A 20772-nucleotide genomic window follows, 5' to 3' on the forward strand; every position below is an offset into this window, starting at 1 on the left:
TTTTGAAAACCCTTAGGATTTTCTGAATCCGGCTGTCTCGCGGTATCGTTCCGGGCCGGATCGGCTGCCTGCGGGGCGCCGTTGCTGGTGGACAGTCGCCTAAAGTCCCGCTGCCTTGGCCAGATAGGGCGCCAGCGCCAAGGCGTAGCTTGCCGTCAAATGATGGTTGTCGCGCAAAACGACGATGTTGCCGACCACCGCCGGGCAGCTGTCCTTGCCGCATAGCGCATCGTTCATGTCGACCACGGTCACCCCCGCCACGGACCGGGCGGCGAGCGCGTAGATGTTTTCCCGTTCGACCTCGTTGCGCGGATTGATGCATTTGCCGGGATTGGTTCTGAGGCAATTGCGCGGGTCGAACAGGCTGAAAGGCGTGTTGCGGATGGCGACGACGCGGACGCCCTGGCTTGTGAGCTCGCTCCAGACGCTGCGCAGCCCCTCGATCATCGCGTCCTGCGCAACGCTGGTGTAGTTGCTCTGGCTGGTGAACACGAAATCGGGCTTCAATTTCGCGATTTCGGCGATAACTTTCTCCCGCCACAGCGCGCATTGCTCATACGGTTTGCCGTCGTCAAGGATGGTGACCCGGGTTACCGGGCATGCCGCCTTGGTGAAGCTGACGAGCTTCCATTTTCTGTCTTTGGCGATTTTGTCAATTGCCGGCACCCATTGCGCCGCGTGGGAATCGCCCATCACGACAATGGTCCTCGTCCCAGCCGGGTCGCCGAGTGGGCAACCGGTCGCATCGGTCCCCTTCTGCTCCTGATGACATTTCATCCCGTAGATGACGGGCACATCGCTGCCGATCTTGCTCAAAGGTGGCAGCGGCTCGACGCCCTCGGGAACGACAGCGTTCGCCAGCAGGGCCGCAGGTCCCGGATAATTCGGCGTTCCGATCAGGCTGGTATCGATGGGCTGCCGGTCGATCGCGTGGACGAGTCCGCCGGCCGCCGCCACGCACAACCCCACCGCCACCGTGCCGTCGATCAGCGGCCGCCATGCCAGGGACGAGCGCGAATGGCGATAGGGCTGTTCGATGAAGCGGTAGGAGAGACCGGAAACGACCAAGGTGGCGATGATCAGCCCAACGCCATCGAGAAGGTCGATCGCGCCGCACTGCGCCGCATAGAAAATGATCAGCGGCCAATGCCACAGATAGATCGAATAGGAGCGATCGCCGATATAGCGCAGCGCGGCGGTATCCAGGCCACGGAAGCGGCCAATGCGCACGCTGCCGGCCGCAATGATCAGCGCGGCGCCGAGCGTCGGCAGCAGCGCCTTGAAGCCCGGAAAATCGGTCGATCTCGAAAACAGCATCGCCGACGCGAGCGCAGCCAGCATGCCGGCGGCGGCCATCGTCGCCCGTACGCGTCCGTTCGCCTGGAACCGGTCGAGGGTCAGCGCCAGGAGCCCGCCAAGGGCCAGTTCCCAGACCCGGGTTTGGGTGACGAAATAGGCCCATGCCGGATCGGATCGGGTGAGCGCGACGGAGGCCGCGAGCGAGCCCGCCAGGACCGCGCCGAGCACGAAGGTAAGTGTTTGTACGGGCGAGTGCCCGCGGCGCCTGGCCCACCATAGCGCCGCGATCATCAGCACCGGCCAGACGATGTAGAACTGCTCCTCGATCGACAGCGACCAGAAATGCTGGACGGGGCTCGGCGCGTCCTCGGCGCCGAGATAATCCACGGCCTGCTCGGCAAGCCGCCAGTTCTGCACGTAGAGCGCGCTTGCGATCACCTGCCTGGCGGTTTCTTCCCACCATGCGTCCGACACGAACAGCAGCGTTCCCGCGAGCGTGACCAGGAGCGCGACGACCGCCGCCGGCAACAGCCGCCTGACCCGGCGCGTGTAAAAGCCGACAAGCGAGATGCCGCTATCGCTCAGAGCCATGCGCGTAAGCAGGCCGGTGATCAGGAAGCCGGAGATGACGAAGAAGATGTCGACCCCGACATAGCCGCCGGGAAGTGCCGCCGGCCAGATGTGGAAGATCACCACAAAGGCTACGGCGAGCCCGCGCAGTCCTTGTATCTCCGGCCGAAATCCCCCCGGCGCAATGTCGTCTCGCAAAGCCAGTCTGGTCCCTCACGGCGCCGGCCTGTCCCGGCCAGCATGGTCAATTCTGCTGGATCGAAATGCCCTTGTCGTCGATCTTGAGCTCGACGCCTTTCGGCTTGGTGTGCTCGCGATAGACATAGATGCCGAGCGCGATGATCACCGCGATCAGCACACCGATGATGAGATAGAGCGTGTTCTGCCTCATTGCGTCCCCTTGGTTCGGTCGAGGCCCGCTTTGAAGCCTGCAGGCGGCCTACTGGTCGTCGTCATCGGAGGCCGGACGCCAGCTCGTCGGATCGACCTTCTTTTGCGTGTCGCTGTCGGTGTAGACCCACCAGCCTCCGTCGCGATACTGACCTATGGATTCGTTGACGACGCCGTCGCCGTCCTTCCACAGGATGGTGACCTTCGAGCCGTCCTTCGGCGCGCTTTCTATCGATTTGCGCTCTGCCATGTCACTCCCTCCATGAACCGGCCCCGCCGCGAACCGGCCTCCATAGACCGGCATGAACGTCCCTGGACGCGCCGGGTTCCGTCAGCTGTGCGCGAAGATGTCTTCCTCCGCCCAGCCCATCAGGTCGAGCTTGGCGCGCGTCGGCAGGAAACGGAAGCAGGCGTCCGCCTCCTTGGTGCGGTTTTCGCGCGCCAGGCGCGCGCCCAGCACCTCGCGCAGACGGTGCAAATAGAGCACGTCGGAGGCGGCATATTCGAGCTGTTCGGGCAAGAGCGTTTCGGCCGCCCAGTCGGAGGATTGCTGCGCCTTGGAAAGGCCGATGCCGAGCAGTTCGTTGCAGAGATCCTTCAGCCCGTGACGATCGGTATAAGTGCGAGTGAGCCGCGAGGCGATCTTGGTGCAGAACACCGGCTCGGCCATCACACCAAAGGTGTGGTAGAGCACGGCGATGTCGAACCGGCCGTAGTGAAACAGCTTGGTGATTGTGTTGTTTCTCAACAGGCTGGCGAGGTTCGGCGCCTCTTTCTGGCCTGGAGCGATCTGGATGACGTCGGCGCTGCCGTCGCCAGGCGATATCTGCACCACGCAGAGCCGGTCGCGATGCGGGTTGAGCCCCAGCGTTTCCGTGTCGATGGCCACTGCCCCGACGTTGTAGCGGGTAAGGTCCGGCAGATCGTTTTTATGGAAACGGATGTCGACGGTCATTCTCTTCTCCGGGTCGGCTTAACCCGTCCTCGCCGCGATCCGGAGAAAAATCAACAAAAAGTTGAATGTCACGTCTTTCGTGAAACCGCGCCTCAGCGCGTCAGCGCGTCGAGGATGCGCGCCCATGACCGCTGCCCCTTGTGGAAGGAGGTCAGCTCGTATTTCTCGTTCGGCGAGTGGATGCGGTCGTCGTCGAGGCCGAAGCCGACCAGCAGCGATTCCATGCCGAGATAGGTCTGGAAGTCGCCCACCACCGGGATCGAGCCGCCGCCGCCGGTGGTCACGGCCTGCCGCTCCCACTCGTCCGACAGCGCATCCTTGGCCCTGGTCAGGAACGGCGAGTCATAGGAAAGCTGGATCGCCGGCGAGCCGCCATGCGGGTGGAATTCTACCGAGCAGTCGCCGGGGATGCGCTCGCGCGCGAAGGCCTGGAAGGCGGCGCGGATCTTCTTCGGATCCTGCTTGTGAACGAGCCGGAACGACACTTTCGCCGACGCTTCCGCCGCGATCACCGTCTTGAAGCCCTTGCCGGTATAGCCGCCGATGATGCCGTTGAATTCCGCGGTCGGCCGCGCCCAGGTGAGCTCGAGCACCGAGCGCCCTTTTTCGCCGGCCGGTATGGAGAGACCGACCGGTCCGAGGAAGGTCTCGGCCGTTTCGCCGAGCCCTTCCCAGGATTTCAGCACTTGCGAGGGCGTCTCCTCGACACCGTCATAGAAGCCCGGAATGGTGACATGGCCGTCCTTGTCGTGGATGTCGGCTAGTATCTTCGCCAGGATGCGGATCGGATTGGCGGCCGGCCCGCCATAGAGGCCTGAATGCAGGTCGCGGTTGGCCGCCTTGACGGTGATTTCCTCGCCGACCATGCCGCGCAACGACACGCAGATCGACGGCGTCTCGCGGTTCCACATGCTGGTGTCGCAGACCAGCGCGAAATCCGCCTTCAGCTCGGCGGCGTTGGCTTCCAGGAACGGCTTCAGCGACGGCGAGCCGGATTCTTCCTCGCCCTCGAACAGGATGGTGACGCGGCACGGCAGATTGCCATGCACCTGCTTCCAGGCGCGACAGGCCTCGACGAAGGTCATCAGTTGCCCCTTGTCGTCGGCCGAGCCGCGCCCGGTGATCACCTTGCGGTCGGGCTCGATCTCCTTAATCGACGGCGCGAACGGATCGGTTTCCCACAATTCGATCGGATCGACCGGCTGCACGTCGTAATGGCCGTAGAACAGCACATGCGGAGAGCCTGCCGGTCCTTCGTGATGCGCCACCACCATCGGATGTCCGGGCGTGTCGCGCACGCTTGCGTCGAAGCCGATCAGCTTGAGCTCGGCCACCAGCCATTCGGCCCCCTTGCGGCAGTCGGCGGCAAAGGCGGGATCGGTGGAGATCGACTTGATGCCGAGCAGGCCGAACAGCCGCTCCAGGCTCTGGTCGAGGTTCTGGTCGAGACGGTCGAGGACGGGGGAGAGTTTGGACATTTTGGGGGCCTTTCGATTTTTGCGGCAGACCCTAAAGGGCGATGCGGAAAACGAAAAGCCGCGATCGTTGGACCAAGCGGGAAAGGCTTGCCCGGAGGCAAAAAAGAACCGCCGTGGTGGAGGGGGAACCACGGCGGTCTTTACTCGAAACGATGCGGCAGCCCGGAGAGGGGGGATAGGCTGCCGCAGTTTGCCCGGGATAGGCGGGGGACGGGCCTTACTCCGGACTTCGGCGAAAACTGCCGATGACGTGTATTTGGGTCTGTGAACGTGGCGATTCAAGGGCACGAAAATTACACTTTTGTAACATGCCCGTGAGCAGTGGATTCCGCCCGGACAGTATCTGTCAGGGGTGTTGCCCGAACCGGCAGGTTTGCACAGCCTTTGGCATGGACCGCGAAGGCTGGCCGCGCTATCCCTGCCGGCATGAAAAAAGGCGATCACCTCTTCCTCGTCGACGGCTCCGGCTACATTTTCCGCGCCTATCACGCGCTGCCGCCGCTGAACCGCAAATCCGACGGCCTGCCGACCGGCGCCGTGCTCGGCTTCTGCAACATGGTGTGGAAGCTGATGCAGGACGCCCGCAACACCAGTGTAGGCATCGTGCCGACGCATTTCGCCGTCATCTTCGACTATTCCTCGAAAACCTTCCGCAGCGATCTCTATCCCGAATACAAGGCGAACCGCTCGGCGCCGCCGGAGGACCTGATCCCCCAATTCGGTCTGATCCGCCAGGCGACCGTGGCCTTCAACCTGCCCTGCATCGAGATGGAGGGGTTCGAGGCCGACGACATCATCGCCACCTATAGCCGGATGGCCTGCGAGGCCGGCGCCGATACCACCATCATCTCTTCCGACAAGGATTTGATGCAGCTGGTCGGCCCGACCGTCGGCATGTACGACCCGATGAAGGACCGCCAGATCGGCATTCCCGAAGTGATCGAGAAATGGGGCGTGCCGCCGGAAAAGATGATCGATTTGCAGGCGCTGACCGGCGACTCCGTCGACAACGTGCCGGGTGTGCCCGGCATCGGGCCGAAGACGGCGGCGCAGCTTCTGGAGCAGTATGGCGACCTCGACGGGCTCCTGGCACGTGCCTCCGAGATCAAGCAGGAAAAACGGCGCGAAACCATCATCGCCAACGCCGACAAGGCGCGCATCTCGCGCCAGCTGGTGACGCTGAAGAACGACGTAGCGGTGACGGAAGGGCTGGACGAGCTGGTGCTGCATGCGCCTGACGGGCCGAAGCTGATCGGCTTCCTGAAGACGATGGAATTCACCACGCTGACCCGCCGGGTTGCGGAGGCGACCGCGACCGAGATCGGCGACGTCCAGGCAGCTGCCGTCACCATCGAGCGTGCCGATACCGCGCATGGCCCCGATGTTGGCTTTGGCGCGCCATCGAGACAGCCGGCACCTGAATCGAAGGGTACCACGAAACCTGCCACAAGGGGCGAGGACGCGCCGCCGCAGGGCGACACCCCTTCGCTGCTCTCGGCGCTGCGGCTCGAACAGGCGGCGGCCCGCAAGATCGACCCCTCGGCCTATACCGCCATCCGCGATGCGGCGGCGCTCAAGGCCTGGATGGCCGGAGCCCGCGACGCCGGCGTCCTTGCGCTCGACGCCGAGACCAGCTCGTCCGATCCGATGCAGGCCGACCTGATCGGCATTTCCATGGCGATCGCACCTGGCCGCGCCGTCTATGTGCCGCTCGCCCACAAGAGCGGCAATGGCGACCTGCTCGGCGGCGGCATGCTGGAGAACCAGATCCCCGTCCGCGAGGCGCTGGCGCTGCTCAAGCCGTTGCTCGAGGACCGGTCGGTTCTCAAGATCGTGCAGGATATGAAATACGACATCGTCGTGATGGGCCGGCACGGCATCGAGGTCGGGCCGTTCGACGACACGATGTTGATCTCCTACGTGCTCGACGCAGGCACCTCCGGCGGTCACGACCTCGTCTCGCTGTCGGAGAAGTGGCTCGGCCACGCGTCGGCCTCGAAGAAGGAACTCGCCGGCTCGGGCAAAAGCGCCATCGGCTTCGACCAGGTCGATATCGAGCGCGCGACGAGATACGCCGCCGAGCAGGCCGACATTGCGTTGCAGCTCTGGCTGGTGCTGAAGCCGAGGTTGGCCGCCAAGGGCCTCGTTTCCGTCTACGAGCGACTGGAGCGGCCGCTGGTGCCGGTGCTTGCCCGGATGGAACAGCGCGGCATCTCGGTCGACCGCCAGATCCTGTCGCGACTGTCGGGCGAATTGGCGCAGGGCGCCGCCCGCGTCGAGGAGGAAATCTATGGAATCGTCGGCGAACGCATCAACATCGGCTCGCCGAAGCAGCTCGGCGATATCCTGTTCGGCAAGATGGGCCTGCCGGGCGGTTCCAAGACCAAGACCGGCCAGTGGTCGACCTCGGCGCAGCTTCTGGAAGACCTTGCCACCGAAGGCCACGAGCTGCCGCGCAAGATCGTCGACTGGCGCCAGCTCACCAAGCTGAAATCGACCTATACCGACGCGCTGCCGGGCTTCATCAACCCCGGCACCAACCGCGTCCACACCTCCTATGCGCTCGCCGCGACGACGACGGGGCGTCTGTCGTCCTCCGATCCCAATCTGCAGAACATCCCGGTGCGCACCGCCGAGGGCCGCAAGATCAGGACCGCCTTCATCGCCGAAAAGGGCCACAAGCTGGTCTCGGCCGACTACAGCCAGATCGAACTGCGCGTGCTTGCCCATGTCGCGGAGATCCCGCAGCTCAAGCAGGCTTTCGCCGACGGCGCCGACATCCATGCCATCACCGCATCGGAAATGTTCAACGTGCCGGTCGAAGGCATGCCTTCGGAGGTGCGCCGGCGCGCCAAGGCGATCAATTTCGGCATCATCTACGGCATCTCGGCCTTCGGCCTGGCCAACCAGCTGTCGATCCCGCGCGACGAGGCGAGCGCCTATATCAAGCGCTATTTCGAGCGCTTCCCAGGCATCCGCGACTATATCGAGGAAACCAAGGCCTATGCGCGGGAAAACGGTTTCGTCGAGACCATCTTCGGCCGCCGCATCCACTATCCGGAAATAAGGTCGTCCAACCCGTCGGTGCGCGCCTTCAACGAGCGCGCCTCGATCAACGCCAGGCTCCAGGGCACCGCGGCCGACATCATCCGCCGCGCCATGGTGCATATGGAAGAGGCGCTGGACAAGGCGAAACTCTCCGCCCGCATGCTGTTGCAGGTGCATGACGAACTGATCTTCGAGACGGTGGAAGCGGAGGTCGAGGCGACGATCCCGGTGGTACGCCGCGTGATGGAGAACGCGCCGATGCCGGCGGTGTCGATGTCGGTGCCGCTGCACGTCGACGCGCGAGCGGCGAACAACTGGGACGAGGCGCATTAGGCGCTACCCCACGCTGTAAGAGCGTCGAGATTCAGGTCAGGTCGAGTCGAAAATGGTGGGTCCCGAGAACCGGAGCGGAGCGTACTTAAAGTACGTGAGCACCGGAAGCGCAGGGAGCCGCCATTTGCAGGCCGACCTCACCTGAATATCGGCGTTCTTACGCCGCTTCAGCCCTGCATTTGGCACACACCCCGCGAAACTCGATAACCGCCTTCTTGGCTGCAAATCCCGTCGAGCGCACCCATTCGTCAAGCCGGTGATCGACATCGTGGTCGGACATTTCGGTCACCTGGCCGCAATTGTCGCAGATGGCGAAGGCCGTCATCGAATGGCTGTGGTCGTGCGGCTCGGCACAGGCGACGAAGGAGTTGAGGCTTTCGAGCCTATGCACGAAGCCGGACTTCACCAGCGTGTCGAGCGCCCGATAGACCTGCAACGGCGCCCGGAAACCGCGCTCGCGCAGCTGGTCGAGCAGCGTATAGGCGCTGAGCGGCCCGCTGGACGCCTCGAGCTTCTCGAGCACGCAGAGCTGGTTCTTGGTCAGCGCATCTCTTGCCGTCATCTTGTTCGCCCAATCGACGTCCGCTCGAAATCTCGCACGCGAACGGCTTCAATTCCCCTGAGATAGCGACGAACGAATGATTTTGCCACTGTTTCCGCAGCGCGTCCCTCCAGGCACGCGCCGGCGGAGATGGTTCGCCGGCTAACCGCTACTTGCGCGGCGGCCCTTTGCGTTCGGCCGAAGCCGCCCAAAGATTGATGTCGGACTCGCACGCGTAAGTGTCGATCTCGGCGAGCTCGGCATCGGAGAACTCGAGCGCCTTGAGCGCGCCGACGCAATCCTCGACCTGTTCCGGCCGGCTGGCGCCGATCAGCGCTGTGGTCACGCGACCTTTGCGCAGCACCCAGGCCAGCGCCATCTGCGCCAGCGTCTGGCCGCGGCGGGCGGCGATGGCGTTGAGCGCCTGGATGTTGGCGATCGACCTGTCGTTGATGAAGGCGGGCTTGAGCGATTTGCTTTGCGACGCGCGGCTGCCCTCGGGGATGCCGCCGAGATATTTGTCGGTCAGCATGCCTTGCGCCAGCGGCGAGAACACGATCGAGCCGATGCCGAGCCCCTCCAGCGTGTCGAGCAGCCCATCTTCCTCGACCCAGCGGTTGAGCATCGAATAGCTCGGCTGGTGGATCAGGCATGGCGTGCCGAGCTGCCGCAATAGGTCGGCCGCCTCGCGCGTGCGCTGCGAATTGTAGGAGGAGATGCCGGCATAGAGCGCCTTGCCCGAGCGCACCGCATGGTCGAGCGCGCCCATCGTTTCCTCGAGCGGCGTCTCGGGATCGAAACGGTGCGAATAGAAGATGTCGACATAGTCGAGCCCCATGCGCTTGAGGCTCTGGTCGAGGCTGGCCAGCACATATTTGCGGCTGCCCCATTCGCCGTACGGACCGGCCCACATCTCGTAGCCAGCCTTGGTCGAGATGATCATCTCGTCGCGGTAAGCGGCGAAATCGGTGCGCAGGATCTCGCCGAACGCGGTTTCCGCCGAGCCGGGCGGCGGACCGTAATTGTTGGCGAGGTCGAAATGCGTGATGCCGAGGTCGAAGGCCTTGCGCGCGATCGCCTGCTTGGTCCTGTGCGGCGTGTCGTTGCCGAAATTGTGCCACAGCCCGAGCGAGATCGCCGGCAGCTTCAGGCCGGACCGCCCGCAGCGGTTATAGATCATCTTCTCGTAGCGGTCTTGGGCGGCGACATAGGGCATGGCAATCCTCGGGATCGAAACGGCGCGGCGATCGCCGCCAACCTGAATTGAATCGATGCGTGCCCCTAACCCTTACCCTCTCCCCGCCGCAACGGGGAGAGGGGTTGCCACCTACTTTTTCTTCGCCAGCAACGCCTTGGCGTCCTTGACGCCGAGCGCGGCCGGCCGCTCGCAGGTCGTCTGCATGGCGACATATTTGCCGCTTTCGCCGGAACGCAGGATGCCGGTCATGACATCGACCGCGTGCAGCGCCAGCTCCATCGAGCAGCGATGCGGCCGCCCTTCGGCAATCGCGACCGCCATGTCGGCGAGGCCGGCGGTGCGGTAGTTCGCCATCATGCCATGGCCATGCATCTCGTTCGGCACGCCGAACGGATGGTTCCATTTCGGCAGTTTCTTCACCGGCTTGGCCGAGTCGGTGAAGCGCACCTCGCCGCCGAAGAAATTCGGGTCCGGCACGAAGACGGTGCCCAATTCACCGTAGAGCTCCATCGGCGCGTGGCCATGGCTCCAGACGTCCCAGCTGGTGTTGAGCGTGATCACCGCGCCATTGGCGAATTCAAGCAGCGCATGGATGGTGGTCGGCGTGTTCACCGGGATCTTTTCGCCCGCGCGAGGCTGGGAGCTGATGGTGCGCTCCTTCGCCGGCGTCGTCGCGAAGGCGGCCACCTGCTTCACGGGTCCGATCAGCTGGATCAGGTTGGTGACATAATACGGTCCGATATCCAGCACCGGACCGGCGCCCGGCTGGAAGAAGAAATCCGGGTTGGGATGCCAGTGCTCCATGCCGTGGCCCATCACATGGCAGGTGCCGCTGGTGATCGCGCCGAGCTTGCCGCTGTCGACCAGATCGCGAACCAGTTGGTGCGCGCCGCCGAGGAACGTGTCCGGCGCCGAACCGATGCGCAGGCCCCTTTTCTCGGCCCGTTTCTTGAGATCGAGCCCTTCCCCGATCGACAGCACGAACGGCTTTTCCGAATAGACATGCTTGCCGGCGTCGAGCACCGCCTTGGAGACCTCGTAGTGCACCGCCGGAACCGTGAGGTTGACGATGATGTCGATCTCGTCATCCTTGAGCAGGTCGTTGACCGTCTCGGCGCGGAGCTTGAACTCCTTTGCCCGTGCTTTCGCGGCATCCATGTTGATATCGGCGCAGGCGCGCATCTTGATGCCGCGGAACAGCGGCGACAGCGAGAAATACGCCTTCGAGATGTTGCCGCAGCCGATGACCCCGACGCCAAGTTTCTCCGCCATTTTGATTACTCCTGCCAGCTCTTGGCTGCCGCGATCGAGCGGCGGGCATAGCGCTCGATGTCGTTGGGATTGTCCTGCTCCATGATGAAATACCGCGCCGCGCTCTTGGCGCGCAATGTCTTGAACAGGCCCGCCCAGTCGATCGTGCCGTGGCCGACGTCGGACCAGCCGTCCTCGTCCAGCCCCTCGCCCGGCTTTGCCATGTCCTTGACGTGCACGGCGACGATGCGCTTGCCGTGCTTTTCGATCCAGGGCAGCGGATCGGCGCCGCCGCGGATCACCCAGGCGACGTCCATCTCCCAGCCGATATCCGGTGCCGCGGACAGGATGTGGTCCTGCGGCAGCGAGCCGTCGGCAAGCGGCTTGAACTCGAAATCGTGGTTGTGCCAGGCAAAGCCGTAGCCGGCCTTCTTTGCCACCTCGCCGACCTTGGCGAGACGCTCGCCGAAGCCGCGCCAGCCGGCGGCATCGGACGGGCGCTGATCGGGCATCAGATAGGGGCAGATCAGAAGCATGATGCCGAGCGCTTCGGCGGTTTTGCGCACGCCGTCGAAATCGTTTTCCAACGCGTCGATCGAGAAATGCCCGGTCGGCATCGCAAGTCCGTTCCTGTCGAGTTCGGCGCGGAACGCTTTCGGGTCGTCATAGACGCCGCCGAAGCCCTCGACTTGGCTGTAGCCGAGCTCGCCGAGCATTTTCACCACGCCGTTCCATGGCTGGAAATTGCGGGCGCTGTAGAGTTGGAATGACCAGTTCATCTGTCCTGTCCGTTCTGTTGGTCCTGGGGAGTTAAATTCGGTTGCCGGTTTGAGCGTCGAAGAGCGAGGCGCGCAGCGGATCGAAGCCGATGCCGACCGCATCCCCGTTCTTCGGCGTGCGTTCGGAGGTGACGCGCACGGTGAAGTTCTGCCGGCCGAGCTTCAGCCACACCAGCGTGTCGGAGCCCATCGGCTCGACGACCTCGACATTGGCCGTCGCGGTGAAAGGCCAGCCCGTGCCGCTGTTGAAGGCGACATGCTCTGGCCGGATGCCGAACACAGCAGGGCCCGGCGCCGGCTCCTTCTCGAAGGCATAGGTCGCAAGCGGGATGCGAACATCCTCGACGGCAAAGTGCCAGTCGCCGCTATCCTTCTCCAGCCTGCCGTCGATGAAATTCATCGCCGGCGAGCCGAGGAAGCCGGCAACGAAGCGGTTGACGGGGCGGTTGTAGATCGTCTGCGGCGCGTCGAGCTGCTGGATCACGCCGCCCTTCATCACCGCGATCCGATCGGCCAGCGTCATCGCCTCGATCTGGTCGTGGGTGACGTAGATCATCGTGTTCTTGAGCCTGCGGTGCAAAAGCTTGATCTCGACGCGCAACTCCGAACGCAGCTTGGCATCGAGATTGGAGAGCGGCTCGTCGAACAGGAAGACATCGACGTCGCGCACCAGCGCGCGCCCGATCGCCACGCGCTGGCGCTGGCCGCCGGACAGCGCCGAAGGCTTGCGCTGCAGCAGCGGCTCGATCTGCAGGATCTCGGCGGCGCGCGCGATGCGCTTGGCGATCTCGTCCTTCGCCACGCCGGCGACGCGCAGGCCGAAGGAAAGGTTCCTCTCCACCGTCATCTGCGGATAGAGCGCATAGGACTGGAACACCATGCCGATGCCGCGGTCCTTCGGCTCCTCCCATGTGACGTTCTTGCCCTTGATGAAGATACGCCCGTCCGAGATGTCGAGCAGCCCGGCGATGCAGTTGAGCAAGGTCGACTTGCCGCAGCCGGACGGACCGAGCAGCACGATGAACTCGCCGTCGGCGACATCCAGGTTGAGGGTCTGCAGCACCGAGACGGCGCCGAAATTGAGCGACAGGTCCTGGATCGAAACGCTGGGATTGGCGATTTCAGCGGCCATCATCATCCTTTCACCGCGCCGGCGGCGATGCCGCGCACGAAGAGCTTGCCGGAAATGAAGTAGACGATGAGCGGAACCAGGCCGGTCAGGATGGTCGCTGCCATGTTGACGTTGTATTCTTTCACGCCCTGGACCGAGTTGACGATGTTGTTGAGCTGCACCGTCATCGGATAGGTGTCGGGGCGCGTGTAGACGACGCCGAACAGGAAGTCGTTCCAGATGCCGGTTACCTGCAGGATGATGGCGACGACGAAGATCGGCAGCGACATCGGCAGCATGATGCGCAGATAGATGCCCCAGAAACCGGCGCCGTCGACGCGCGCTGCGCGGAACAGCTCCTCCGGCATCGAGGTGAAATAGTTGCGGAAGAGCAGCGTCAGGATCGGCATGCCAAAGATCGAATGCACGATCACCAAGCCGGTCAGCGTGCCGTAGATGCCGATCTCGCGCAGGATGATGACGATCGGATAGATCATCACCTGGTAGGGGATGAAGGCGCCGACGATCAGGATGATGAAGAAGGTGTCGGCGCCCTTGAAGCGCCAGTTGGCCAAGGCATAGCCGTTCACCGAGGCGATCGCGATCGACAGGATCACCGACGGCACGGTGATGCGCACCGAATTCCAGAAACCGCGCGAAAGCCCGTCGCAGTTGAGCCCGGTGCACGCTGTCGCCCAGGCTTTCACCCAGGGTTCGAAGGTGATTTCCACCGGCGGCGAGAAGATGTTGCCGAGGCGGATTTCCGGCATGCCCTTCAGCGACGTGACGATCATCACGTAGAGCGGCAAAAGGTAGTAGAGCGCCACGACGATCAGCGTGCCGTAGAGGAAGATATTGCGGCGCGACAGCACGTGCCGCGGCTTGGGCCCGCTCGGGCCGGTGGCATCGCGCCTGAGCGCTTCGGCACCGGTGGACAGGGAGGCGACGTCAGCCACGCTTCTTGCCTCCGAATTCGAGATAGGCCCATGGCACGATGACGATCACCACCGACAACAGCATCATGGTCGAAGCGGCGAAACCCTGGCCGAGATTCTGGGCGAAGAACATGTAGTCGTAGACATATTTCGCCGGCACTTCCGACGCGATACCGGGGCCGCCGCTGGTCTGCGCCACGACCAGGTCATAGACCTTGACGATGCCGGCGGCGATGATCACCAACGTCGTGATGAAGACCGGCCGCATCATCGGGATGACGATGAAGAGATAGGTCTTCCAGGCCGGAATGCCGTCCACCCTCGCCGCCTTCCAGATGTCCTCGTCGATGCCGCGCAGTCCGGCGAGCATCAGGCACATGATCAAGCCCGTGCCTTGCCAGAGCGCCGCGATCGAAATGCCGTAGATGACGATGCTGGAATTGTAGAGCGGATCGAAGCTGAAGCTCGTCCAGCCGAGGTCGCGCACGACGCGTTGGACGCCGAAATCCGGATTGAGCAGCCACTGCCATACCAGCCCGGTGACGATGAAGGACAGCGCGAAGGGATAGAGGAAGATGGTGCGGAACGTGTCCTCGAAGCGGATCTTCTGGTCGAGAAGGGCTGCAAGCAAGAAGCCGATGACCAGCGAGAACACCAACGAGATCACGCCGTAGATCAAAAGGTTCTCGATCGACACCAGCCAGCGCGATGTCGACCACAGCCGGTGATACTGGTCGAGCCCGACGAAATTGAGCCGCGGCAACAGCTTCGAATTGGTGAAGGAGTAGAGCACCGTCCACGCCGTGCCGCCGACGAACACCACCAGCGCGGTGAGCACCATCGGGATCGATGCGACCTTGGCGTTCAGGTTGCGGAAAAGCTGGTTCGGGCGTTCGCTGCTGCTCATCTCGGCCGGCCGGGCAATGAGGACATCGAGCTCCCGACCCCGATAGGCTGGGGTCGGAAGCCGGCGGGGGCGCCGGTCGTCAGTCCGCCGAACCGATGATCTCGGCGAAGCGCTTCTGTGCCTCTTCGATCGTCATGTCGGGCTTGGCGAAGAACTCGGAGAACAGGTCCTCCTTCTGCTTCTGGGTGTCCTGCGAAAGCAGTTGGTCCGTCCACGGCATGACGGCGCCCTTGGCGAGGATGGCGAGGCCCTTCTTCATGCAGTCGTTCGCCGTATTGAGGTCGACATCGCCGCGCACCGGCAGCGAACCCTTCTTGAGGTTGAAGGCGACCTGGGTCTTCGGATCGAGCAAGGTCTCCGCGAGCACGACCTGCGCCTTCGCCTTCGCCTCGTCCTTGAGCAGCGGGAAGTAGAAGGCGTCGCCGCCGGTGGCGATGACTTCGTTCAGGCCGAGGCCAGGCAGGCAGGTATAGTCCTTGCCGGCGGTCTTGCCGGCGACCTGGAACTCGCCCTGCGCCCAGTCGCCCATGATCTGGCCGGCGGCCTTGCCGGTGATGACCAGATTGGTCGCCTGGTTCCAGTCCTGCACGTTGGTGTTCTTGGCCATCTTGCGGGCATCGTCCGCCGCCTTGAACACCTTGGCGATCTCCGGGCCGGCCGCGAAGGTGGCGTCCTTGTCCTTGTAGACCTTGAGGAACGTATCGGTGCCCCCGGTCGCGGCCATCAGCACGTCGAAGGCACCCGAGGCTTGCCAGGCCTGTCCGCCGACCGCGAGCGGAATGATGCCGGCCTTTTCCAGCGCCGGCGCATCCGCCACGAATTCATTCCAGTCCTTCGGCACGGGCAGGCCGGCCTTCTGGAAGGCCTCGTTGGACAGCCACAGCCACTGCCAGGAATGGATGTTGACCGGCACGCAATAGATCTTGCCGTCGATGGTGCACGAGTCGAGCAGGCTCTTCGGCCGCACGATTTCCGTCCACTTGTCCTTGGTGGCGATATCGGTGAGGTCGCGCATCAGCCCGGCCTGCACCAGCTCTTCCGCCTGCCGGCCGTGGTTGAACTGGGTGGCGCCCATCGGGTCGCCGCCGGTGATACGGCTGATCATGATCGGCCGCGCCGTGCCGCCGGAGCCTGCAATGGCGCCGTCGACCCAGTGATTGCCTGTCGCGTCGAATGCCTTGGCAAGCTCGGCCACCGCCGCCGCCTCGCCGCCGGAAGTCCACCAATGGGTGACTTCCAGGTCGGTCGCGACCGCCGGACCGGCGAAGTTGAGCGCAACCGTCGCGGCGAAGGCGGCAGTCAGGAATTTGTATCGCATTTCGGCTTCCTCCCAGAATCTGAAACGTTACAGATTTTCGATACGGCAAATGATCCTCCTAGGCAACCCTCGCCTTGAAGCCAATCAAGATTTTTTCGAGGCCCGAACAAAATCCTTCTTCCGACGCGGTAATGCCGGCGCTGGCACAGCCGATTGGTGCAAAAAATAGGCCTAGACTGATATTTCTTTGTGATTCCAGCGACTTTGGTTCATCGCCGCACCGCGATGCAAAGGGGCACCGACCTTGCCGGTCGATCACGAAGATTGGCAATCTGTAACGTTTCAGTATATTGAACCGAGCCACAAGCTGAAGGTCGCGCAAATGTCACCGCCGCACGATTGCCGGTCGGCCCTGCGGCTGCTATGCCCCTGACGGGCGGGACGAATGGATAGACGGATAACGAAGAAGGGCGACGACGCCACGTCGGGCAAGGAGCGACCGACGCTGAAGACGCTTGCCTTCATGACCGGGCTTGGCGTTACGACGGTCTCGCGCGCGCTGAAGGATGCACCCGAGATCGGCGCCGAGACCAGGCGTCGCGTCCAGCTCGTCGCCAAGCAGATCGGCTACCGCCCGAACCGCGCCGGCGTCAGGCTGAGAACAGGCAAGACCAACGTCGTCTCGCTTGTGCTGAACACCGAGCACGAGCTGATGAGCTTCGTCTCCGACATCATCTACGGCGTCACCGAGGTGATCGCCGACACGCCCTACCACCTGATCGTCACGCCCTATTCGCGCTCGCAGGATCCGCTGGATCCGGTGCGCTATCTGGTCGAGACGGGCTCTGCCGACGGCGTCATCATCTCGCGCACCCAGCCCAACGATCCGCGGGCACGCTACATGCTGGAGCGCGGTATTCCCTTCGCCACGCATGGCCGCACCGACATGGGGCTGGTGCATCCCTACCACGACTTCGACAATTACGCCTTTGCCGGCGAAGCCGTGCGCTATCTCGCCAGCCGGGGCCGCAACCGGCTTGCCCTTGTGACGCCGCCGGTCGGCCTCACCTATTACGGCCATACGGTGAACGGCTTTGCCGATGCGCTGAGCGAGGCGGGCGTTAGCGAGGTGCCGTTCAACACCGTCTCCATCGACCAGTCGATCGAACAGATCAGGATGCGCACAGCGCAATTGATGCGTCGCAAGGACCGGCCGGACGGCTTCGTCAGCAGCGCCGCCGCAGCGACGCTCGCCATCGTGGCCGGCATCGAGGACGCCGGGCTGAAACTCGGCCGCGACGTCGACGTGGTGTCGAAACAATCGTCGGAGCTGCTGCATCTGTTCCGGCGCGAACTGCTGGTCGTCAACGAGAACTTCCGGCTGGCCGGCTCCGAGCTCGCCCGCGCGGTGCTCGGCTGGATCGGCGGCGCCGACCCCGGCTCGTTGCAGTCACTCAGTACCCCGAGCGAGGTTCTGCCTTATCGGGGTTAATGCCCCGCGCCGCTGCCCCACGGGCCGTGAAACGCCCCCTGCTCGCCGATACGCTCGAAGCCGTGCGCGCCGAAGAAATCGCGCTGCGCCTGGATCAGGTTCGACGTGCCGCGTCCCTGCCGGTAGCTGTCGAAATAGGCAAGCGCCGACGACAGCGCCGGCACCGGCGACCCGGCCTCGGAGGCACGCGCCACGATGCGCCTGAGCGACGGATGCGCCTCCTTCATCAAGGCGATGAAGGCCGGCGCCATCAGCAGGTTGGTGGAAGCGCTGCCTGAATCGAACGCCTCGGCCATCGTGTCCAGCATCTGCGAGCGGATGATGCAGCCGGCGCGCCAGATCTTGGCGATGGTCGGCATCGGCAGGTTCCAGTTGAATTCCTTCGAGGCGCCGCTCATCACCGCGAAACCCTGCGCGTAAGCCGCGATCTTGCCGGCGAACAATGCCAGCTCAAGATCCTTGAGCAGCGCGGTCTTGTCGCCGGAGATCTTTTCGACGCCGATATCGCCATAGGCCTTTTCCGCCGCCTGCCGCTCGTCCTTGATCGAGGACAGCACGCGCGCCGCGACCGCCGCCTCGATCGCCGTCGCCGGGATGCCGAGCTGCTGCGCCTCGATCACCGACCATTTGCCGGTGCCCTTCTGTCCGGCGCGATCGAGGATGATGTCGACCACCGGCTTGCCGGTCTTGGGATCGTCGGCGGCCAGCACCTTGGCGGTGATCTCGATCAGGTAGGAGTTGAGCCGACCCTTGTTCCAGCCGTCGAAGACCTTGCCGATCTCCTTGGGCGCCATGTCGAGCCCGTCGCGCAGGATGCCGTAGATCTCGGCGATCATCTGCATGTCGGCATATTCGATGCCGTTGTGGATGGTTTTCACGAAATGGCCGGCGCCGTCGGTGCCGAGCCAGGCGGCGCAGGGCTCTTCTTTGAACTTGGCGGAGATCGCGGTCAGCACTTTCTCGACGCGCTTCCAGGACTCCTCGGTGCCGCCGACCATGATCGACGGCCCGTGGCGCGCGCCCTCCTCGCCGCCCGAAACGCCCATGCCGATGAAGGTCAGGCCCGAGCCGGACAATTCCGAGAAGCGGCGCATCGTGTCGCGGAAATTGGCGTTGCCGGCATCGATCACGATGTCGTTGGCCGACAGCACGGCGCGCAGCGCCGCGATCTGCTCGTCGACCGGCTTGCCGGCCAGCACCATGATGATGATCGGCCGCGGCGGCCGGATCGCCGCGGCGAGTTCCTCCAGGCTGTAGCAGGGAACGACCATGTCCTTCAGCGAACCGGCGCTCTCGATAAAGGCGTCTGTGCGCGACGGCGTGCGGTTGAAGACGGCGATGCGGTGCCCGTGCTCGGCGATGTTGAGCGCCAGGTTGGAGCCCATCGTGCCAAGGCCGATCAGGCCGATTTCGGCTTTTTCCATCGTTTCTTCCCTGCGTTCGGATGCTTGTTGTGGGCTGCGTCCTGGAGAATGCCTTTTCCAGATGAATGACGGGCCTTGGCGGCGGCGTCAACCGTCTCGCCCAATTGTGTCGGGTTGGTTTCGGGTTGGTTATTGCGCCCTGATCTCTATGGGAGCCTCGATCTTCACCACCTCGAAGTCCGAGACGAGGATGTCGAGCCGCGCATTCCAGCGGCCGGGCAGCGGGATGACGAGATTGTCGACGCGCCATGTTCCGTCGCCCGGCTTGGTCGCCGGTCGCTTGATCGGCTCGATACCGGAATCCGGCTTCGACAGCACCAGCGTCACCGCCTTGGCATCGAGTGACCCGAAATCGCCGGTCATGATCACCACCGAAGCGGCGACCTCGCCGGCATGGCCGGGCGTGATGCTGAGATCGGCCATCGCCTTCAGCGTGTGGATGTGGACCGACACCGGCTGCGCGGCGGCGATCGCCAGCGCGCGCGGCGGCGGGGTGAAGCGCCAGCCGGCGGCGACGCCGAAGATGGCAAGCACGATGACCACCTCGATGCGGATGGAGCGCGCCAGCCGCCGCTGCACCTCGGTATCGCCGGCCTCGGCAGGCACCGTCAGCGTCCAGCGGTTGACCGCTGCAAGCGTGAACAGGAAGAGCAGCAGAGCCAGCTTCAAGAGCAGCAGCCGGCCATAGGACGTGTCGATCAATGCTGCCGGCTGCTGCACCTGGATGATCGCCAGCACGATACCGCTTGCGGCAAGCAGGATGACGACCGGCAGGATCGCGCGGGAGAAGCGGCGCAGAAAGGCTTTCGCTTCCGCCGGCTGCCGCTGCAATGCCAGGCCGAGCGGCGCCAGCGAACCGGCCCAGAAGGCGATTGCCGCGCCATGCAGGAACACCAGCGGCCGCGTCAGCCATTGCGGTTCGGCCGCACTTGCGTGGCCGCTCACGGCAAGGGCGCCGCCGACGCAGAGCAGCGCCGCGCTTGCCGACAGCTTGCGAAGAGCCGAAGGTCCGGAAAGCGAAAGCAAAGCGAGACCAAGCGCGATCAAGCCGATCAGCACCGTCCAGACGAAGCTCGTTTCCAGCGCGGTCTTCCAGACGGCCGGTGTCGCAAACCGGGCGAGCGGGGCGCCAAGGCCGTCCAGCCCCTGCAACCCTAGCGACAAGGGCGCGCCGACCAGGCCGAAAAGCAGTGCCGCGGCGACAAAGCGCTGGCCGCAGCGCCGGTCCTCGGCCAGCCAGGCGAGCGCGAACGCGCCGCCGACGCCGAGGAAGAGGCCGGCATAGACAAACAGCCTGGCCGCCCAGATCGCCGCGCGCAGCGTCCAGTCGATGGCTTCGCCCGCCACAGGCGCGGCGCTTGGCGCGCCGATGGAAAACAGCGCCGAGCCACCGACGGGATGACCGTCGACCGACACCACCCGCCAACTCAGCACATGCGTGCCGGGTTTGAGCGTTTCGGGATTGTCGATCTCGATCGTCTGGTCGTTGAGACGGAAGGATGTGAGCGCAAGCTGCGAGCCGTCCGGCCGCACAAGCGTCAGAACCAGTGGCGAGACGGGCTCGCTGAAGGTCAGCGAAAATCGCGCGGGGCTTTGCGACAGCACCACGCCGTCGGCCGGATCGGTTGCGACCAGCGCCGCATGCGCGAAGGCACGACTGGGCAGCGCCAACACCAATATAGCCACGAGCGAAACGAACAGCCAGGCAAGCGGGCCGATGTGTCGGCCCGCGGTCCGGTTCGTCGAGGAAGGCTGTGCTGCGTTCATGCCGTCTTACAGGAAATGGTGGCGCGCCCGATCGGG

17 protein-coding genes are annotated in these 20772 nt (G+C 64.1%); 2 read left to right on the plus strand and 15 right to left on the minus strand.

Annotated features, from left to right (window positions below; genetic code table 11):
- Positions 1–99 precede the first annotated feature (99 nt).
- The 5 genes from FJW10_RS21495 to FJW10_RS21515 all read right to left on the minus strand — a co-directional run bounded on the left by FJW10_RS21495 (position 100) and on the right by FJW10_RS21515 (position 4692).
- Complete coding sequence (locus FJW10_RS21495) at positions 100–2067, minus strand: acyltransferase family protein (RefSeq protein WP_181177617.1); 1968 nt, start codon at positions 2065–2067, stop codon at positions 100–102.
- Positions 2068–2113: 46 nt separating this feature from the next.
- Positions 2114–2260 (minus strand): hypothetical protein, encoded by a 147-nt coding sequence (locus FJW10_RS21500; RefSeq protein ID WP_040987330.1) that lies wholly within the window; start codon positions 2258–2260, stop codon positions 2114–2116.
- Positions 2261–2308: 48 nt separating this feature from the next.
- Positions 2309–2509, minus strand: a complete 201-nt coding sequence (locus tag FJW10_RS21505) for a hypothetical protein (protein ID WP_140901544.1) — start codon at positions 2507–2509, stop codon at positions 2309–2311.
- Positions 2510–2590: 81 nt separating this feature from the next.
- Positions 2591–3214: a ribonuclease D gene (locus FJW10_RS21510; RefSeq protein WP_140901545.1), complete on the minus strand. Its 624-nt coding sequence runs from the start codon at positions 3212–3214 to the stop codon at positions 2591–2593.
- A gap of 92 nt (positions 3215–3306) precedes the next feature.
- Positions 3307–4692: a M20/M25/M40 family metallo-hydrolase gene (locus FJW10_RS21515; protein ID WP_140901546.1), complete on the minus strand. Its 1386-nt coding sequence runs from the start codon at positions 4690–4692 to the stop codon at positions 3307–3309.
- Positions 4693–5118: 426 nt separating this feature from the next.
- Between FJW10_RS21515 and polA the strand changes: the two genes are divergently transcribed.
- Positions 5119–8073 carry a DNA polymerase I gene (gene polA / locus FJW10_RS21520; RefSeq protein ID WP_181177618.1) on the plus strand — a complete coding sequence of 985 codons (2955 nt, stop codon included), beginning with the start codon at positions 5119–5121 and terminating at the stop codon, positions 8071–8073.
- Positions 8074–8230: 157 nt separating this feature from the next.
- Here the strand turns inward: polA and FJW10_RS21525 are convergent, their stop codons facing one another.
- The 8 genes from FJW10_RS21525 to FJW10_RS21560 form a co-directional block, all read right to left on the minus strand.
- On the minus strand, positions 8231–8635 hold the full coding sequence (locus FJW10_RS21525) for a Fur family transcriptional regulator (RefSeq protein ID WP_041003614.1): 405 nt from the start codon (positions 8633–8635) through the stop codon (positions 8231–8233).
- Between the two features lie 148 nt (positions 8636–8783).
- Positions 8784–9830, minus strand: coding sequence for an L-glyceraldehyde 3-phosphate reductase (mgrA, locus tag FJW10_RS21530; RefSeq protein ID WP_140901548.1), 1047 nt, complete (start codon positions 9828–9830; stop codon positions 8784–8786).
- A gap of 111 nt (positions 9831–9941) precedes the next feature.
- Positions 9942–11084 carry a Gfo/Idh/MocA family oxidoreductase gene (locus tag FJW10_RS21535; protein ID WP_140901549.1) on the minus strand — a complete coding sequence of 381 codons (1143 nt, stop codon included), beginning with the start codon at positions 11082–11084 and terminating at the stop codon, positions 9942–9944.
- A 5-nt stretch (positions 11085–11089) separates the two neighbouring features.
- Positions 11090–11842: a sugar phosphate isomerase/epimerase gene (locus tag FJW10_RS21540; RefSeq protein ID WP_140901550.1), complete on the minus strand. Its 753-nt coding sequence runs from the start codon at positions 11840–11842 to the stop codon at positions 11090–11092.
- Between the two features lie 31 nt (positions 11843–11873).
- Positions 11874–12974 carry a sn-glycerol-3-phosphate ABC transporter ATP-binding protein UgpC gene (ugpC, locus tag FJW10_RS21545; RefSeq protein ID WP_140901551.1) on the minus strand — a complete coding sequence of 367 codons (1101 nt, stop codon included), beginning with the start codon at positions 12972–12974 and terminating at the stop codon, positions 11874–11876.
- Between the two features lie 2 nt (positions 12975–12976).
- Positions 12977–13909: a carbohydrate ABC transporter permease gene (locus FJW10_RS21550; protein WP_140836145.1), complete on the minus strand. Its 933-nt coding sequence runs from the start codon at positions 13907–13909 to the stop codon at positions 12977–12979.
- Positions 13902–14795, minus strand: coding sequence for a sugar ABC transporter permease (locus FJW10_RS21555; RefSeq protein WP_140871797.1), 894 nt, complete (start codon positions 14793–14795; stop codon positions 13902–13904). The genes FJW10_RS21550 and FJW10_RS21555 overlap by 8 nt, the downstream gene beginning before the upstream one ends.
- Positions 14796–14874: 79 nt before the next feature.
- Complete coding sequence (locus FJW10_RS21560; RefSeq protein ID WP_140901552.1) at positions 14875–16113, minus strand: ABC transporter substrate-binding protein; 1239 nt, start codon at positions 16111–16113, stop codon at positions 14875–14877.
- A 385-nt stretch (positions 16114–16498) separates the two neighbouring features.
- Here FJW10_RS21560 and FJW10_RS21565 point away from each other — a divergent pair, with 385 nt between their 5' ends.
- Positions 16499–17545, plus strand: a complete 1047-nt coding sequence (locus FJW10_RS21565) for a LacI family DNA-binding transcriptional regulator (RefSeq protein WP_140901553.1) — start codon at positions 16499–16501, stop codon at positions 17543–17545.
- Here the strand turns inward: FJW10_RS21565 and gndA are convergent.
- Together gndA and FJW10_RS21575 are read right to left on the minus strand one after the other, a co-directional pair.
- Positions 17542–19032, minus strand: a complete 1491-nt coding sequence (gene gndA, locus FJW10_RS21570) for an NADP-dependent phosphogluconate dehydrogenase (protein WP_281405137.1) — start codon at positions 19030–19032, stop codon at positions 17542–17544. The genes FJW10_RS21565 and gndA overlap by 4 nt on opposite strands.
- Positions 19033–19098: 66 nt before the next feature.
- The gene (locus tag FJW10_RS21575; RefSeq protein ID WP_140901555.1) at positions 19099–20736 is read right to left on the minus strand and encodes a copper resistance CopC/CopD family protein; all 1638 of its coding nucleotides are present in this window, start codon (positions 20734–20736) and stop codon (positions 19099–19101) included.
- Positions 20737–20772 lie beyond the last annotated feature (36 nt).

The sequence above is a fragment of the Mesorhizobium sp. B4-1-1 genome, assembly GCF_006439375.1.
Lineage (GTDB): Bacteria > Pseudomonadota > Alphaproteobacteria > Rhizobiales > Rhizobiaceae > Mesorhizobium.